Source organism: Rothia mucilaginosa (assembly GCF_964211445.1).
Lineage (GTDB): Bacteria > Actinomycetota > Actinomycetes > Actinomycetales > Micrococcaceae > Rothia > Rothia mucilaginosa_E.
Genome location: NZ_CAXOQT010000015.1, coordinates 1 through 15,575, shown reverse-complemented (window position 1 = coordinate 15,575; position 15,575 = coordinate 1). Strand labels below are relative to the sequence as shown.

Genomic DNA, 15,575 nt, shown 5'->3' with positions numbered 1-15,575 from the left:
CAGGGGAGAGGTAGAGCATATATCTTTCGGCGTAAACTATCTGCGTGGAGTGCCCGTGTTCGTTAGAATCGAAGAGACGGCTTCTTCCGGCACCCTGTAAGCCGACACTACGACCGAACACGGATGCCTCCAGCCGCGCCGTATTCACACTCAAGGATGTATGAACTATGACTGAACCCCGCCTCGCCGAGACGAGTAGCCGCGCCGCGCGCATCCAGGACGCGCTGAACAACATTGGAAGCTGGCTGCTGGATGTCGTTAGTGTTGACCCCGGCTGGAGCGAAATGGTGCTGGACGTCAAGCCTCTAGCAGGTCAGATTTTTGTGCGCGTGCGTGAATTCCGCGACGGTGAAGAGTTCATTGGCACCGTCGGCCCGCTCAAGGACGGCTCGCCCATTATTGCTGAGGTCCGCAAGCTGCAGCGTGCCGCCTACGACGGTAACCGCGGCACCTGGTTCACCGCATCCATCGTGGTGGCGGCGACCGGCTGGCCCAACCCGCAGTTCAGCGTGGGTGCCTCCTATAACCGTGACGATGAGCCCGCCAGCTGGAAGAACGAGGGAACCCTGACCGCAACCGACGTGCGTGAGCACCTGGCTGAGTTCCCGCGTGATGCGTCGCGTATCCCGCAGTGGGCTCGTGAGCGTATGGAGGGCCGTGCCCGCCACTCTGCTGCTGCGGCGCTGTCTTCGAGCGAGCACGAGATCCCGAACCCCTACCTGGTCGCTGCCCTGGAGACTTTCCGCAACGATGTGCAGGAGCGAACCCTCATTAACGTGGTTCGTACTATGCTCGGTGGCGACGTTCTGCTGGATGCGACCGGCTCCCTGCTGATTCCGTCCGAGACCGACCCGATGGGCCCCGAATCGGTGCTGACCCACCAGGTCATCCGCATGCCCGAGACCGGTATGCAGGCGCTGTGCGTGTTCTCCTCCTCCGAGCACATCGGCAAGAGCTACGTGCGTCAGGAATCCGAGGGTGACGAGCTGATTCTGCGCGAGCCTGCGATGAAGGTCTTTATCGACTTCCTCAGCAATGAGGCGCTGGATCTGATTGTGGTTGACCCCGGCACCGACCACGAATGCTACATTGAGCGCGCTCAGGTGCAGTGGATTGTCACTTCTCCCCGTAATGACGGCGCGAAGATGGCGCTGACTCAGGACAACATGCAGATGCTGCTCGGCTCGCTGGTGTCCCCGGCATCCGTGCTGCTGGTGGGTGTTGACCCGGCTGACCCGTCCGGTACCTCCTTCGTCTTTGACCCGGATGAGAACGGTAACCCGCAGAGCCTGCTGGTGTTCACCTCGCCCATTGAGATTGCGGCACTGGATCCGCATATTGAGGTGCGTTCGGCGAACGCCCTGGATATTCTGCGTTACGCCCTGGAGATTGGCGCCCCGAGCGTGAAGGTGAACGCGATTAACCCCTCCACGGTGCTGACTGCGGCGCAGATCCGCGAACTGCTGGAGATTGTGGGCTCGCAGCCTCGCATGGGTGCCTAAGCTCCTGCATTAGCTCCTGCATTGAATACTTAAAGCCGTTGAGGCGGCGACACGAGTTGTGTCGCCGCCTCAACGGTTTAAAAGCTCTCATGACCGAGCTGGTGTATTCCTCATGCTACGCCGCCAGGATGCGCGCTGCCGCCTCCTGCTGGGAGCGGGCGAGTGCCGCCTCCTGCTCGGTCTGGCAGTCTACGCACACGCCCTGGTAGAGCACGTCTGCGCTGAAGAGTGCCATGCCATGAAAATCGCTGGGGGTCAGGCAGGGTGCGGAGCCAACCGCGCAGTCCACGTCTTCGACCTTGCCGCAGCGTACGCAGAAGGCGTGGTGGTGGTTGTCGCCCGTGCGGGTTTCGTAGAGGGCGGGGGTTCCCGGCGGCTCGAACTTACGCAGCAGGTCGATATCGGTTAGGTCGGCAAGAATGACGTAGACCGACTGGACCGTGATGGCGGGGATGCGCTCGCGGACTGCCTGCACGATGGTGTCGGCGGTGGAGTGCGGGTGTTCCTGCACTGCGTGGAGTACGGCGAGGCGCTGCTTGGTGACGCGGCGGCCCTTGGTGCGCAGGCCGGTGGTCCATGCTTCTTCGAGCTGCTCGGGGCTCATGGCTGAGAGCAGGGGCAGGCCGGTGGTGTGGGCGCAACCGGTGTTGTGATGGTCTGGGTTCTGGGTCTTTTTCGTATCGGAGGTTGTCATTGCGTCGGTCATAAGTTTAAGTCTACACGTTATTATGAGAAATTCATCATTATTTTATGAAAAGCTCATAATAAGCCGGGAGGGTGTCCCTTTCATCCACTCTGTGGCGCTCCTCCTCACCCCGGCCTCGGGTGTGAAGAGATGCCGTACAATCAAAGAACCTAGAGTACCCGTACCGACGAGCATCATCAAGGAGGATAGGGCCATGGCGTACGACTTCACAAACCCCATCTACATTCTGCTGATGATTCTGCTCTTTGGTGTGCCCATCGTGACCCCGGTGATTTACGGTCAGTACCGTAGCACCACTACCGGCTTTGACTTGGAGGGTCAGCTGATGCTCGGTCTGCTCTTCATCCTTTTTCTGGGTGCTTACGGCACGATTCTTCTTCTGGGTATTTTTCCGACTGCTACGGCGCAGGTGCTGGAGCAGGTGCCCCTGGTGAATATCCCCGGCGCCATTCCCTAGTTCTTCTCGCGCTTTTAGCGTCTGGGTGACGCTCTGGGTGAATCCGCGCGCCATAAGGTGCGCCCGCAGGTGCTTGCACGTATTCTATAGAGTCAAGTACACGCTGTACGCACTGACCTAATTGTTCAGGAGGATACCCATGCACAGCCATAACAACGGACTGAAAACTGCCCTGTTGATGGGCTCCATGGTGGGCATGATGCTGCTCATCGGTGGCCTGCTTTCGGCGACTTTCCGCACCTCCATTTTCATCTGGATTATGGGCCTGTTTAGCCTGGGTTCGGTGGCGTACACCTACTGGAACTCCGATAAGCTCGCCCTGCGCTCCATGAATGCGTACCCGGTGAGCCGTGAAGAGGTCCCGGTGCTCTACGACATTGTTGAGGAGCTGTCCTCTCGTGCGGGCCAGCCCATGCCCGCCCTTTACGTGGCACCGACCATGACCCCGAATGCGTTCGCGACCGGTCGTAACCCGCAGAACGCCGCGGTGTGCTGCACTGAGGGTATCCTGCAGTTGCTGGATGAGCGCGAGATGCGCGGTGTGCTCGGCCACGAGCTCATGCACGTGTACAACCGCGATATCCTGACCTCGTCGGTGGCGGCGGGTATTGCCTCCATCATCGGTACGGTCGCGCAGTTCCTCTCGTTCGGTGCGATGTTCGGCGGTTCCAGCCGCGACGGTGAACGCTCGAACCCCATTGCCATGTTCGTGATTGCCCTGCTGGCTCCCATTGCTACGCAGGTCATTCAGATGGCCATTAGCCGCACCCGCGAATTTGATGCTGATGAGGACGGCGCACGTCTGACCGGTGACCCGCTGGCTCTGGCGTCGGCACTGCATAAGCTGGAGAGTGGCGTGTCCATGTATCCGATGGACCCGAACAACCGTAACACCGAGGCGGCGAGCGCCATGATGATTGCGAACCCCTTCGGTTCGCTGAAGAACATGCTCTCGACTCACCCGCCGATGGATCAGCGTATTGCGCGCCTGCAGCAGCAGGCTCGTGAGATGGGTCAGTATTAAGTCTTTTCTTGGCTGAATCATTCGGGTACTAATATGACGCTGTATGAGTATGACCCAGCGTGACGATTATGACCCGCGATGACGGGTTGGCAGACAAAAAATCCTCGGGGTGGCTACTGTGGAAGTAGCCACCCCGAGGATTTTTGTGTAGAGGATTTTTGCGTATCGGCCTCTAACCGCCTCCCTCACCCATCGCGGGGCGGGGGAGTGCCGCCTGAGCTTAGCGGTAGTTGACGAACTGCAGGTCAACCTCAAGATCGGCGGACTTGAGCATTGCAATGACTTCCTGCAGGTCATCGCGGGACTTGGAAGAGACGCGCAGCTCATCACCCTGGATGTTCGCCTTCACGCCCTTGGGGCCCTCTTCGCGAATCATCTTGGAGATCTTCTTCGCCTGGTCCTGCGCGATGCCTTCCTTGATGGAGCACTCGATGCGGGTTTCCTTACCGGATGCGTAGGGCTTGCCGGAGTCCAGGGACTTCAGGGAGATGCCGCGCTTGACGAGCTTGGACTGGAAGACGTCGAGCACTGCCAGGGCGCGCTCTTCGGCGTTTGCCTTGATGAGGATCTTGTCGCCGGAGTAGTCGATTTCTGCACCAACGCCGCGGAAGTCGTAACGCTGGGAGATTTCCTTCTGCGCCTGGTGCAGTGCGTTGGAAACTTCCTGCTTGTCCACCTTGGACACAATGTCGAATGACGATTCGCTAGCCATGGGCTTTCCTTTCGTGAATGAGGTGCTACTGGCACCGGTTAGTACTAGCCTACCGGGTTGGGGCTCTTGTTCACAGCTAACTATCAGAAATACGGGCCTGTTTTACAGGCGCCACTAACCTTAAAAGAGGACAATAGAAATATGACCACTCCTAACCTGTCCGTAACGGACGCACGCACGAGCGAGGAAGCTCGCGACCTGCAAACCCTTCTGTTCCTTGACCTGCACACTTCTTTGGGTGCTGAACCCGAGGGTATTCCTGAGGCGGAGCGTCTCAACGAATCTGACCGCCACGAGATTCACCTTGACCTGCACGAGGGAGATGCTGAGCCTTCTCCCTTTGACGGTATCGGAATTACCCTGACTGAGCCTTCGCTGGTGGCGCGTTTCCGCGGCGTTCGCCGTGACCTGGAGCGTGAGATTGCCGGCGACATGTGCACCGTGGAGCAGGCGCGCCGCTACCTGGAGCATCTGGAGATTGTGCTTCTGCTGGAGCAGGATGGCGATACTCCTTCTCGTTCCTTCTAAAGCTGCTGTGTAGGCGGCACAGCTGTTCGGGAGGCGGGGTTGCCGCTCTCTGTTGGCGAGGTAATCGATAAAATCAGCCAAATATATAACCTTCGTCACAAAACCCTGCGTGAAGTGTACAAGTCCCCAAAACTGCTGTAGAGTAGTCTCTGTTCGCGTGAGCGAGCAACTAGCACCTAGCTAGGCGGCAGGTTACCCGAGCGGCCAAAGGGGGCTGACTGTAAATCAGCTGGCACTGCCTACGGGGGTTCGAATCCCTCACCTGCCACAAATAGCCCGGTTACGAAAGTAACCGGGCTTTTGTGTATCTAAAACCGGTTTCTACAACCAAGGGCGGCGAGGCACAGTCGCGCTGAGCTTCTCGGTGAAACTCTTATACGGCGCTCTTGTGCGGTTTTTACTCGCCGGTCGTTTCACCCGCCGGATGCGGCGCCTCCGCAACCCGTTACAGGCACCTCGCTGGAGCCTCCGCGACACGCCCATGAACCGGCAGAATTGGCCACGGAAAGAGTCAACTATGACGGTAAGTTGTCATATCTTTCACAATGTTTGAATCCCAGGGCGAACAATTCGCGATTGGGGTCTAGAGGGTGTAGCTTTATCTCATGGCTACTATTGAAATTACTCAGCAGAACCTGACTGCTACCGTCGAGAGCAACGACATCGTCTTCCTGGACTTCTGGGCAGATTGGTGCGGTCCCTGCAAGCAGTTCTCCCCCGTCTACGAGGCGGCTTCGGAGAAGCACACCGACATCGTTTTCGGCAAGGTCGACACCGAGGACCAGGGCCAGCTCGCTCAGGCAGCAGGCATTACCTCCATCCCCACCATCATGGGCTTCCGTGGCGGTATCCTGGTTTACCAGCAGGCTGGCGCACTGCGCGAAGACCAGCTGGAGACCGTGATCGGTTCGATCCGCGAGCTCGACATGGACAAGGTCCGTGCAGAGATCGCAGCAGCAGAAGGCTCTGCAGAGAAGAAGTAAGCTCACCACCACAAAAGAGCTTGAACGGGGCGCACCCGCCGGTACAACCGGCTGGGGCGCCCCGTCCCTTTTAACCTCGTTAGGGTGCGTTAGCGGTCGCGATGATCCTCAATGGTCATACGCGCCCCGTAGCGCTGCTTTGAGAAGCCCGAGGCGTGCATGAGCCGCACCAGGCGCTGCCGATGCGGGCTGTAGGGTGCGAGCAGGGCGAGCATTCCCGCATCATCGGTGCGCTTGCCGGTGAACAGCTCGCCGACCGCGTGCGCCAGATGATAGTCGCCTACGCTGATGGCATCCGGGTGCCCGCACACGCGCTGCAGAGCCTCAGAAATGCTCCATGGGCCCACGCCGCGCACAGTGTGCAGGCTCCGCGCCAGTAACGCGATGTTCCCGTTTGCGGCAATGTTTTTGAGAGACTCGGCGGAACGGGTGTAGGCGTACACGGCATCGTAGCGGCTTTTATCAACGCCCGCCCGATGCCAATCCCAGGTCGGAATCGTCGCCAAAGTCCGGGCGGTGGGGTAGACGCGCATCCCCTCCGGCTGATGCCCCATCCCGGTCGAAGGGGCGGCGGAGCCGTACTTCTGCAGGACCCAGTGTAAGGTTCTGAACGCCTCGGTCTGGGTGATGCGCTGCTCCACAATGGCGTTGAGCATCTGCCGGTCTAGCTGACCGGAGGCGCTGAGGCGAAGACCCGGATTCTGCCGCCACGCCTGCTGAATACGCGGCGGAAGAGCCTCAAAAGACGACAGCGCGCCGAACTGCTCGGCGGGGTCGTGCAACCCCAGCCAGTAGGTCATTTCCTGCGCCAGCGCCTGAAGATCGGTTCGCGCCTGCATCTGCTGGTCAGCGGCGGTGTAGGAAGCCCAGATGCGGATACGCACCGGGCGCATCAGCAGACGGTGCAGGGCAGACAAAGCCTCGGGAAGCTTGGTTGCCTCCGAAACTCGTTCGATGTACAGCACCGCCGGGAACTCATGAAAGGGTGTGCGGGCCGTCAACCAGATTCGTTCGGCGCCATCCGCGCGGCTGAGCGCACGATAGGAAAGGTCCTGAGCGCCGCGGCGCAACGACCCCAAAGTCTGCGCCAACTGCACCGGAACCTGCGGCTCAATCACGACTTCACACGCCTCGGGAGCCAGAGCCCCCGGAAGAATCGAAGCCGCGGGGGAGAGAGTACGAACCTGGACGCGCGGCTGGTGAAGAACGGTAGGCTCCTGAAGAACATCCGTAAACGCCGGCGCATAGGGTACACCAGCGGCCGCCAAAGGATGCCGGACGCACTGCACACCCGCTCCAGGGTGGTTACCGGGGTTCGCGCCGCCGGGGATTGAAGAAGGAAACGTACTCACCCCACCAGTCTATGCGCCCAAACCGGGCAGTAGCATTCGGGGCAGATATTTGAAGAACAAGATACAAAAAGTGCAGGAAGGGCAGGCATACCGCTAATGCGATACCCTAAAGTAGAGCGAAAATGAACGCAAACTCCGCCACCGGCACAACACAGGCTATGCGTTCCGCCCGTTCACAAGGGCGCCCACGCCCGGACATCACCCCGAGAGAAGGACGCCTATGGCACCGGAAGCACATGACGCACCCTCGATGACTGACGCACCTGAAACGAAGAGCGGCACCGCTACAGGCGCGCGCCGCCAGCGTACCCAGAAACAGCCGCGCCAGTCCTTCACCGAGCGCGTCAAGAGCATCCGCCCTCTCGAACTTCTGCCCGGTCTGCTCCTCGCCGCCGCCGTCATGGCGCTGTACACCTACTACTCGTTGCAGCAGATGAAGCACTGGGTGACCCCCTCCTGGGACCTTGCGATTTTCACCCAGATGGCGCAGGCGTACTCGCACTTCTCCGTGCCCATCGTGCCCATCAAGGGACCCGACTTTAACCTCTGGGGTGACCACTTCCACCCGATTCTGGTGCTCCTCGGCCCCGTCTACGCGCTGTTCCCTTCGCCGACCACGCTACTGGTCGTGCAGAACGCCATGGTCGCCTTCGCAAGCTTCGCCATTGTGCGCTTTACCCAGCGTGCCTTCGCGCTCGCCCAGAAGGCTGAACTCGCTACGACCGGTACCGCTGAACCCGCTCAGAACGCCAAGCCCGCAAAGTATCAGGGCGTTATCCCCACCATTACCGGTCTGCTACTCGGTGCCGGCTTTGCCCTCAGCTTCGGCGTTCAGCAGGCCATCGCCGCCCAATTCCACGAGGTTGCCTTCGCCGTGCCGCTGCTCGCCATGAGCCTCGGCTACCTGGTGCTCGCCTCGCGCGTAAGCGGTACCGAACGCGCGCGCTACCTCGCCTACGCTTGCTGGTGGTCCCTGCCTATCGCCTTCGTCAAAGAAGATATGGGTATCACCGTCGCAGCTATCGGCCTCATTATCTTTATCCGCACCGGCTGGCTGAGCACCGCCGTCGACATCCTGATGCCGCGCCTCTCCGCAGGTACCCCCGCCCCCATGCGCACCCGCATGCAGCAGCTCTACTCCTCCTGGGCGCGCACCCCCGCCGTCGCAGAATCCACCATGGTCATGATCTGGGGTGTGTTCTGGTCCGCCGTCGCCATCTACGTGATTCTGCCCTACTTCAACAGCGGCGGTAACTTCGACTACGCCGACAAGGTGAACTTCTCCGCAGCCCTGGGCGACCCCTTCGGCTCGGTTCTGCAGATGCTTAGCAACAACACCAAGCTGGCAACCCTCGGACTGCTGCTCATTACCGGCGCAATCCTCTGGGTCATTTCTCCTCTGGCGGCAATTGCCCTGCCGACTCTCGGCTGGCGTCTGCTCTCCACCATGGAATCCTACTGGGCAAGCACCTGGCACTACTCGCTGGTGCTTATGCCCGTCGTCTTCCTTGCTCTGCTGGATGCTGTCGTGCGTGTACGTTACGGCGTGGTTCCCGCCGAGATTCCGGTACGCTCGGCTGCGCGAGTAGCCGATAGCGCCTCCACCCAGGATGCTGTTGCACCGACTGAACCCGGCCGCCTGACCACTCTGGCTCGCCGCATGCCCGTATGGGTTCTGCCCGCCGTGGCGCTCTTCCTCGCGGTGTCCCCAATCTTCGTTGCTGGTTCCCAGCAGCCCCTCGCATCCCTGGGTAACGCACAGTTCACCGCCTCCGCTCTGACCACCACCGACCAGATGAAGCAGGACGCAGTGCAGAAGGTGCCCGAAGGGGTAACGGTCGCATCTGACCTGTCGATTCTGACCCAGCTGATTCCCGGCCGCACCGTCTACTGGATTGGCCACACCGGCGAACCCGCCCCCGACTACGTGGTCATTGACCGCAAGAGCAACTCCTGGGGCGGCAACCCGCCGACCAACGCCGCGCAGTACGCGGCCGACCGCTACGGCCACTCCTACGCTAAGTACGCAACCGTCGGCACGATTGATATTGTGCGACGCGTCGACTAGCCCCTCGGTTTAACTTCTCAATGAGCGTCCACCCTCCGAAAGTGAGGGTGGGCGCTCGCCTTTAAGAGATGAGGTTTTAAGCACCTTTTTATAGCCCAAGCGGGGACCCTGCGGTACACTAGGTAGAACACGGGAACCCCCGATGAAGGTCTTGTGCGCACCCGGCACCCAAGGTGGTGCTGGAATTGTAGGTGCGCCGTACTCACCATCACCGATTGATACGCCCCATAAAAATGCGGTTCATACCGTACCCGCGGGCTTCTCTTAACGATCTCTGGTCCAGCGTCTTTGCTGCGTCTGCTGTAACAGACACACCACCGCCGTAGAGCGGGAAGGCGAACCACCAGGAATACGTGACATTGCATGTGAGCATTACCCACCCTGTACACCCCTGAATCACAGGGACTACTGTGCGCTGAGCGCAGAGTACGAGCAGGCGTGCGGATAATGTGCCGAGAAATTCAAGACCACCCCCAGCAAAAAGCCGCTACCCGCAGCATCCGCAGAACACCTCTGCAGAATGCGCCGGTAACGGAGGCCTCCTGGATGCTCTACTCCCCAGGGGATGATGTGTGGCTGGGCCGTGAAGGGGACACCCGGTAAGCGCCGAAAAGCGTGCGCTATCCACCCCTACCGTATAGAGGAAAAATTGACTGAGAATACTGCTACCCCGGCCGAACTGAACGCCGAGGCAGAGACCGTTGTGACCACTGAGAACATCACCGAGAACACCGTTGAGAGCCCTGCTGTAGAAGCAGAAGAAACCACTGCAGAAGCAACTGCAGAAACCGCTGCAGAAGAAACTGCCGCAGAAGCACCCGCCGAAAAGGCTGAAGAAGAAGGCGTACGCTTCACCGACCTGGGCCTGGACGCACGCGTCCTGGCAGCGCTGGAAGAGGTCGGCTACGAGAAGCCGTCCCCCATTCAGGAACAGACCATCCCGTTGCTGCTCGAAGGCCACGACGTGGTTGGTCTGGCACAGACCGGTACCGGTAAGACCGCAGCCTTCGCGCTGCCGGCACTGTCCCGCATGGCTGAACTCGCCGACATCAACGGTGTCTCCCGCGACACCCAGGTCCTGGTCCTGGCACCCACCCGTGAGCTGGCTCTGCAGGTTGCAGAAGCCTTCTCCTCCTACGCAACCCACATGGAGGACTTCACCGTCCTGCCCATCTACGGTGGCTCCCCCTACGGCCCGCAGCTGGCTGGTCTGCGCCGCGGTGCGCAGGTTGTCGTCGGTACCCCCGGTCGCGTGATTGACCACCTCGAAAAGGGCTCCCTGGACCTGTCCAACCTGCAGTACCTGGTACTGGACGAGGCAGACGAAATGCTGCGCATGGGCTTCGCCGAAGACGTGGAGAAGATCCTCGAGGGCACCCCCGACAGCAAGCAGGTTGCACTCTTCTCCGCAACCATGCCCAACTCAATCCGCAAGATCGCTCAGCAGTACCTGAACGACCCCGTCGAGGTCCGCGTCAAGGCAAAGACCACCACCAGCGCAAACATCACCCAGCGTTACATGCAAGTCATGCACTCCCACAAGCTGGATGCAATGACCCGCGTGCTCGAGGTTGAGAACTACGACGGCATCATCGTCTTCGTGCGCACCAAGAAGGAAACCGAGGAAGTCGCCGACAAGCTGAAGGCACGCGGTTTCGCGGCAGCAGCGATTAACGGTGACATCCCCCAGCAGCTGCGTGAGCGCACCGTCGACGCCCTGCGTGACGGTCGCATCGACATCCTCGTGGCAACCGACGTGGCTGCACGTGGCCTGGACGTTGAGCGTATCTCCCTGGTCGTCAACTACGACATCCCCCACGACACCGAGTCCTACGTGCACCGCATCGGTCGTACCGGCCGTGCAGGTCGCGAAGGTGCCGCAATCCTCTTCGTCACCCCGCGTGAGAAGTACATGCTGCGTCAGATTGAGAAGGCAACCCGCCAGAAGGTCGAGCCGATGCACATGCCCACCGCAGAGGCAGTGAACGAGACCCGTAAGCAGCGCTTCGCACAGCAGATTACCGAGACCATCGAGTCTGAGGACCTGAGCTTCTTCCGCCAGATTATCGAAGACTACGAGAACGAGCACGACACCACCGCTGAGGACATCGCAGCCGCACTGGCTGTTATTGCCCAGCAGGGTCGCCCCTTCTTCCTCGACGAGGAAGAGGACATCGCACGCAACTCCCGCCCCTTCTCCGACGATGATTCGGACCGCGGCGGCCGCAAGGCAAAGCGCGCACACAACGACGAGGGCATGGTCAACTACAAGCTGAACGTTGGCCGTTCCTCCCGCGTGACCGCAGGCGCTATTGTGGGTGCGCTGGCTAACGAGGGTGGCATTAAGGGCTCCCAGATTGGCTCGATCGACATTCGCCAGCACTTCACCATTGTTGGTCTGCCCGAGGACCTGCCCCGCGACTTCTTCGATCGCCTGCGCGACACCAAGATCGCTGGCGAGTTCATCAACATCCGTAAGGACAATGGTCCCAAGGGTGGCGGTGGCCGCGGCTTCGGCGGCGGTCGTCGTGAGGGTGGTTACCGTGACTTCGATCGCCGTGAGGGTGGTCGTCGTGAAGGTGGCCGTCGTGAGGGCGGCTACCGCGGTAACCGTGACGGTGGCCGTGACTTCGGCGGTGACCGTGACTTCAAGCATGGCGGCCGCGATTTCGGTGGCAAGCGCAATGACCGTGACTTCGGTGGTCGCGGCTTCGGCGGCCGTGATAACCGCCGTGAGGACCGCGGTGGTCGCGACTTCAAGCGCAACGACCGCGACTTCGGCGGTCGCGATAACCGCCGCGATGGCGGCTACCGCGGTAACCGCGACGGCGGCCGTGACTTCGGTGGCCGTGGCAAGCGCTACTAAGGTTTCGGCTTGGCCTAGAGCCTGCGTCATGTGGGGCCGCTGAGATGATCGGCTAGCTGCCCGCAACCGCATATGATTCAAAGACCGGTAGGGGAGCGATGAGCTCTCCTGCCGGTCTTTGTGCGTCTGCGGCAGCTATTGTGGTGGTGCTTGGCTAATGTTTGGCTTTCATATGGCTGCTCGGGGAGCACATAGGCCCCAAATGTGGTGTATGCCATAGCTTTTCCGCTTGCGAGCATTCCTGAAGACCTGTATAGTTTTACCTGTTGCCCCGATAGCTCAGTGGTAGAGCGCCATCTTGGTAAGATGGAGGTCCCGGGATCGATTCCCGGTCGGGGCTCTCTCATTAATTCATGCGAGAGCACGTATTAATGATGTGGCGGTGTAGCTCAGCTGGTTAGAGCGCACGACTCATAATCGTGAGGTCGACGGATCGAGCCCGTCCACCGCTACGCCCCGATAGCTCAGTGGTAGAGCGCCATCTTGGTAAGATGGAGGTCCCGGGATCGATTCCCGGTCGGGGCTCAGATAAGCCTGTCTCTTCGGAGGCAGGCTTTTTTGTTTGCCCATTTTGTCTGCGCCCAAAACCCACTCAGGCAGGTCCTTAGCCCCGTGGCTCGATGCTGGGTACAGCAAAGCCCCCGAGAAGAACTCGGGGGCTTCATCTTTATGCTCCTACGAAAGCGTTAGGAGGCGCGGCTTACCACCGGCAGCTGGGAGAGCAGCTCGTAGGAGCGCAGGCGGTCCTCGTGCTCCCACGCCTCGGTCATGACGATTAACTCGTCAGCACCTGTGCGTGCCACCAGGTCCTCAATACGTGCCTGCGCGGTGGCAGGAGAGCCCACAATCGCCTCGGCGGTCATGCGTTCAATGTGCATCTTCTCTGCGTCGGTCCAGATGGTGTCCATATCCTCCACGGGAGGTGCGAAAGATAGGTTGCCGCGCACCACGCCCAGGAAGTGCTGCTGCTGGCTCGTGTACAGGTAGCGTGCGCGCTCATCGGTATCAGCGAGCATTGCGCTGGCACCCACCATGACGTAGGGCTGCTCCAGGTGCTCGGAGGGCTTGAAGTTCGCGCGGTAGGTATCCACAGCCTCCTGCAGCATGGCGGGCGCGAAGTGCGAAGCGAAGGCGTAGGGCAGGCCCAGCTGCGCGGCAAGCTGCGCACCGAACAGGGAAGAACCCAGAATGTACAGGGGCACCTTCGAGCCCTGACCGGGGATGGCGTGCACGCGGTGCATGGGGGAGGGCTCGCCCAGGAAGCGCTGCAGCTGCTGCACCTCGGCGGGGAAGCTCATGGCGGCAGAATCGTCGCGGCGTAGGGCGGCGGCGGTCATCGGGTCGGTGCCGGGCGCACGGCCCAGACCCAGGTCGATGCGGCCGGGGTGGAAGGCGTTGAGGGTGCCGAACTGCTCTGCCACCACGTAGGGTGCGTGGTTGGGGAGCATAATGCCGCCCGAACCCACGCGAATACGCTCGGTGGCGGCGGCAATCTCCGCCATGACCACCACGGTTGCCGAGGACAGCAGGGAACCGGCATTATGGTGCTCAGCGACCCAGAATCGCTCGTAGCCGTAGGACTCAGCCGCGCGAGCCGCATCGATGGTATTGAGCATGGTCTGATGCTGGCTCTGGTCGGAGCGGTGCGGCATCAGGTCAAGAACCGAAATTTTTACGCTGGCAGACATGGGTTTTCCTTCTGAAGTAGATTGCGGGTACCCGTTCAGCCTACTCTTGCCTGGGCAAGAAGTGTAGGGGCACATTGCGCGCCTTCGCTAGCAGGTAAATAATGCGACGAAATACTGCGCGGGTACCCTCTGAATCTTCGATGCGCCGTCCACTCTGCGCGCCCAAGCTGAACACTGTGCACAAGAGCTGTAGACTGAAACCATGAGCATTAACCCTGAGATTGTGGGCAGGGTCTACCCGTCCGAGAACACCTACGTTGTCGGCCGTGAGAAGATCCGCGAATTTGCCCGAGCAGTTCACGCAGAAAACCCCCTTCACCACGACGTTGAGGCAGCCCGCGCGGCAGGGTACGCAGATGTGATTGCCCCGCCGACCTTCGCCATTATCCTGGCGCAGGCAGCCGACGCGGCACTCATCAACGACGATTCCGCCGGTATTGATTTCTCCCGCGTGGTGCACGCCGACCAGCGCTTCACCCACCACCGCCCCATTGTTGCCGGTGATGAGCTGCGCACCGAAGTTCACGTGGACTCCGTGCGCGTCATGGGCGCCGGCGCAATGCTGACCACCCGCGAAGAAATCGTTGACGCGCAGGGCGAGCCGGTCACCACCTGCATTTCTTCGCTGCTGGTTCGTGCTGAGGAGGAGAACTAATGGTGCGTTTTGAAGATCTTGAAAAGGGCCAGGAAATCGGTTCGCGTACCGTGGAGCTCTCCCGCGCTTCGCTGGTGCGTTACGCTGGCGCATCCGGTGACTTCAACCCGATTCACTGGAACGAGCGTTTTGCTCAGTCGGTGGGCCTGTCCGGCGTGATTGCTCACGGCATGCTGACCATGGGTACCGCCGTGCAGCTCGTGAGCGACTGGGTGGACGACCCCGGCGCGATTGTGGACTACCAGACTCGCTTCACCAAGCCCGTTCCCGTGGCGGATGCACCCGGCGGCGAAAACCCCGACACCCCCACGAACGCCCTGACTATTAGCGGTAAGGTGGGCGCCCTGAACGAGGAGGAGCGCACCGCCCGCATTGACCTGACCGTCACCGCCCGTGACGAGGAGGGCAAGGAGCAGAAGGTTCTGATGAAGAGCCAGGTTGTGGTTCGTTTCTCGGCATAGTCTCTCAGCTTAGTCTCTCGGCATAGAGTTTCTGTGCTCGCAGATAATGTTGCTGGAAGCCCCGGCGCTACCTATGAACTGCCTCCCGTTTCTTGGACATCAAAAATAAAGTCCAAGAAACAGGAGGCTTTTCATGTCTGCACACCTGGGAATGAGACATGACCGTTTGCTCCGGGAACAAGCAGTGAAGATGTTCGAGAAGGGGTTCGGCTATCGTATGACCGCCAGGACGCTTGGTGTGTCTGCCGCGACTGTGAGAGAGTGGCAGAAAATGCACCGCGCAATCGGGAAGGACGGGCTTCTTGCCATGGGAGTAAAACAGACCAGATACAACTATGAGACCAAGGTCGCCGCAGCGAAGGCAGTGGTTGATGGTGGGATGAGTAAGCCTGAGGCGATGGTACGTTTCGGTATTGCGAGTGCGACACCGTTGAAGCAGTGGTGCAGGCTGTACCGTGAAGGCGGCGCGCAGGCGCTTAAGCCCAAGCCCAAGGGCAGGCCAAAGGGGTCGGTGCGGGCGGTGCCACCAACGCGTGAGGAGGAACTCGAAGAGCGCGTGCGCAAGCTCGAGGC

14 protein-coding genes and 4 tRNA genes are annotated in these 15,575 nt (G+C 60.5%); 14 read left to right on the top strand and 4 right to left on the bottom strand.

What is annotated here, in order from left to right; translation table 11 throughout:
* The first annotated feature begins 167 nt into the window (after nt 1-167).
* The gene (locus AB8E48_RS05080) at nt 168-1,502 is read left to right on the top strand and encodes an SseB family protein (RefSeq protein WP_368885969.1); all 1,335 of its coding nucleotides are present in this window, start codon (nt 168-170) and stop codon (nt 1,500-1,502) included.
* A gap of 115 nt (nt 1,503-1,617) precedes the next feature.
* Here AB8E48_RS05080 and AB8E48_RS05075 read toward each other — a convergent pair whose 3' ends face one another.
* Complete coding sequence (locus AB8E48_RS05075; RefSeq protein WP_368885968.1) at nt 1,618-2,208, bottom strand: Fur family transcriptional regulator; 591 nt, start codon at nt 2,206-2,208, stop codon at nt 1,618-1,620.
* 193 nt (nt 2,209-2,401) lie between these two features.
* On the opposite strand from AB8E48_RS05075, the gene AB8E48_RS05070 reads away from it, so the two are divergent.
* Both AB8E48_RS05070 and htpX read left to right on the top strand, forming a co-directional pair.
* Nucleotides 2,402-2,665 carry a hypothetical protein gene (locus tag AB8E48_RS05070; protein WP_303949388.1) on the top strand — a complete coding sequence of 88 codons (264 nt, stop codon included), beginning with the start codon at nt 2,402-2,404 and terminating at the stop codon, nt 2,663-2,665.
* A gap of 139 nt (nt 2,666-2,804) precedes the next feature.
* On the top strand, nt 2,805-3,689 hold the full coding sequence (gene htpX / locus AB8E48_RS05065) for a zinc metalloprotease HtpX (RefSeq protein ID WP_368885967.1): 885 nt from the start codon (nt 2,805-2,807) through the stop codon (nt 3,687-3,689).
* 220 nt (nt 3,690-3,909) lie between these two features.
* On the opposite strand, the gene AB8E48_RS05060 is transcribed toward htpX, so the two are convergent.
* Entirely contained in the window at nt 3,910-4,401 is a 492-nt protein-coding gene (locus AB8E48_RS05060) for a YajQ family cyclic di-GMP-binding protein (protein WP_005508322.1), read from the bottom strand.
* Between the two features lie 141 nt (nt 4,402-4,542).
* Here AB8E48_RS05060 and AB8E48_RS05055 point away from each other — a divergent pair, with 141 nt between their 5' ends.
* The 3 genes from AB8E48_RS05055 to AB8E48_RS05045 all read left to right on the top strand — a co-directional run bounded on the left by AB8E48_RS05055 (nt 4,543) and on the right by AB8E48_RS05045 (nt 5,912).
* Nucleotides 4,543-4,929 carry a hypothetical protein gene (locus AB8E48_RS05055; protein WP_368885966.1) on the top strand — a complete coding sequence of 129 codons (387 nt, stop codon included), beginning with the start codon at nt 4,543-4,545 and terminating at the stop codon, nt 4,927-4,929.
* 186 nt (nt 4,930-5,115) lie between these two features.
* Nucleotides 5,116-5,197: transfer RNA gene (locus tag AB8E48_RS05050), tRNA-Tyr, on the top strand.
* A 337-nt stretch (nt 5,198-5,534) separates the two neighbouring features.
* A complete protein-coding gene (locus AB8E48_RS05045) occupies nt 5,535-5,912 on the top strand; it encodes a thioredoxin family protein (protein ID WP_049353817.1) in 378 nt (125 codons plus the stop codon).
* Nucleotides 5,913-6,001: 89 nt separating this feature from the next.
* On the opposite strand, the gene AB8E48_RS05040 is transcribed toward AB8E48_RS05045, so the two are convergent.
* On the bottom strand, nt 6,002-7,264 hold the full coding sequence (locus tag AB8E48_RS05040) for a DNA-3-methyladenine glycosylase (protein WP_368885965.1): 1,263 nt from the start codon (nt 7,262-7,264) through the stop codon (nt 6,002-6,004).
* A 220-nt stretch (nt 7,265-7,484) separates the two neighbouring features.
* On the opposite strand from AB8E48_RS05040, the gene AB8E48_RS05035 reads away from it, so the two are divergent.
* The 5 genes from AB8E48_RS05035 to AB8E48_RS05015 all read left to right on the top strand — a co-directional run bounded on the left by AB8E48_RS05035 (nt 7,485) and on the right by AB8E48_RS05015 (nt 12,723).
* Nucleotides 7,485-9,332 carry a DUF2079 domain-containing protein gene (locus AB8E48_RS05035; RefSeq protein WP_368885964.1) on the top strand — a complete coding sequence of 616 codons (1,848 nt, stop codon included), beginning with the start codon at nt 7,485-7,487 and terminating at the stop codon, nt 9,330-9,332.
* 649 nt (nt 9,333-9,981) lie between these two features.
* Nucleotides 9,982-12,198, top strand: coding sequence for a DEAD/DEAH box helicase (locus AB8E48_RS05030; RefSeq protein ID WP_368885963.1), 2,217 nt, complete (start codon nt 9,982-9,984; stop codon nt 12,196-12,198).
* Nucleotides 12,199-12,466: 268 nt separating this feature from the next.
* A tRNA-Thr gene (locus AB8E48_RS05025) sits at nt 12,467-12,538 on the top strand.
* Between the two features lie 38 nt (nt 12,539-12,576).
* Nucleotides 12,577-12,650 (top strand) — tRNA-Met (locus tag AB8E48_RS05020).
* Nucleotide 12,651: 1 nt separating this feature from the next.
* Nucleotides 12,652-12,723, top strand: a tRNA-Thr gene (locus AB8E48_RS05015).
* A gap of 161 nt (nt 12,724-12,884) precedes the next feature.
* Here the strand turns inward: AB8E48_RS05015 and AB8E48_RS05010 are convergent.
* Nucleotides 12,885-13,886, bottom strand: a complete 1,002-nt coding sequence (locus AB8E48_RS05010; RefSeq protein WP_368885962.1) for an LLM class flavin-dependent oxidoreductase — start codon at nt 13,884-13,886, stop codon at nt 12,885-12,887.
* A gap of 202 nt (nt 13,887-14,088) precedes the next feature.
* On the opposite strand from AB8E48_RS05010, the gene AB8E48_RS05005 reads away from it, so the two are divergent.
* From AB8E48_RS05005 to AB8E48_RS04995, 3 genes are all read left to right on the top strand, one after another.
* Nucleotides 14,089-14,541, top strand: a complete 453-nt coding sequence (locus tag AB8E48_RS05005) for a MaoC family dehydratase N-terminal domain-containing protein (protein WP_005504824.1) — start codon at nt 14,089-14,091, stop codon at nt 14,539-14,541.
* A complete protein-coding gene (locus tag AB8E48_RS05000) occupies nt 14,541-15,002 on the top strand; it encodes a MaoC family dehydratase (protein WP_368885961.1) in 462 nt (153 codons plus the stop codon). Before AB8E48_RS05005 ends, AB8E48_RS05000 begins: the two co-directional genes overlap by 1 nt.
* 133 nt (nt 15,003-15,135) lie before the next feature.
* On the top strand, nt 15,136-15,575 hold a 440-nt coding region (locus AB8E48_RS04995; protein WP_368885960.1), incomplete at its 3' end, for a helix-turn-helix domain-containing protein.

Excerpts from the sequence above, each read along its gene's own strand:
- AB8E48_RS05080 (WP_368885969.1), top strand. The coding sequence starts at position 168 with ATGACTGAACCCCGCCTCGCCGAGACGAGTAGCCGCGCCGCGCGCATC.
- AB8E48_RS05075 (WP_368885968.1), bottom strand. The coding sequence starts at position 2,208 with ATGACCGACGCAATGACAACCTCCGATACGAAAAAGACCCAGAACCCA.
- AB8E48_RS05070 (WP_303949388.1), top strand. The coding sequence starts at position 2,402 with ATGGCGTACGACTTCACAAACCCCATCTACATTCTGCTGATGATTCTG.
- htpX (WP_368885967.1), top strand. The coding sequence starts at position 2,805 with ATGCACAGCCATAACAACGGACTGAAAACTGCCCTGTTGATGGGCTCC.
- AB8E48_RS05060 (WP_005508322.1), bottom strand. The coding sequence starts at position 4,401 with ATGGCTAGCGAATCGTCATTCGACATTGTGTCCAAGGTGGACAAGCAG.
- AB8E48_RS05055 (WP_368885966.1), top strand. The coding sequence starts at position 4,543 with ATGACCACTCCTAACCTGTCCGTAACGGACGCACGCACGAGCGAGGAA.
- AB8E48_RS05045 (WP_049353817.1), top strand. The coding sequence starts at position 5,535 with ATGGCTACTATTGAAATTACTCAGCAGAACCTGACTGCTACCGTCGAG.
- AB8E48_RS05035 (WP_368885964.1), top strand. The coding sequence starts at position 7,485 with ATGGCACCGGAAGCACATGACGCACCCTCGATGACTGACGCACCTGAA.
- AB8E48_RS05010 (WP_368885962.1), bottom strand. The coding sequence starts at position 13,886 with ATGTCTGCCAGCGTAAAAATTTCGGTTCTTGACCTGATGCCGCACCGC.
- AB8E48_RS05005 (WP_005504824.1), top strand. The coding sequence starts at position 14,089 with ATGAGCATTAACCCTGAGATTGTGGGCAGGGTCTACCCGTCCGAGAAC.
- AB8E48_RS05000 (WP_368885961.1), top strand. The coding sequence starts at position 14,541 with ATGGTGCGTTTTGAAGATCTTGAAAAGGGCCAGGAAATCGGTTCGCGT.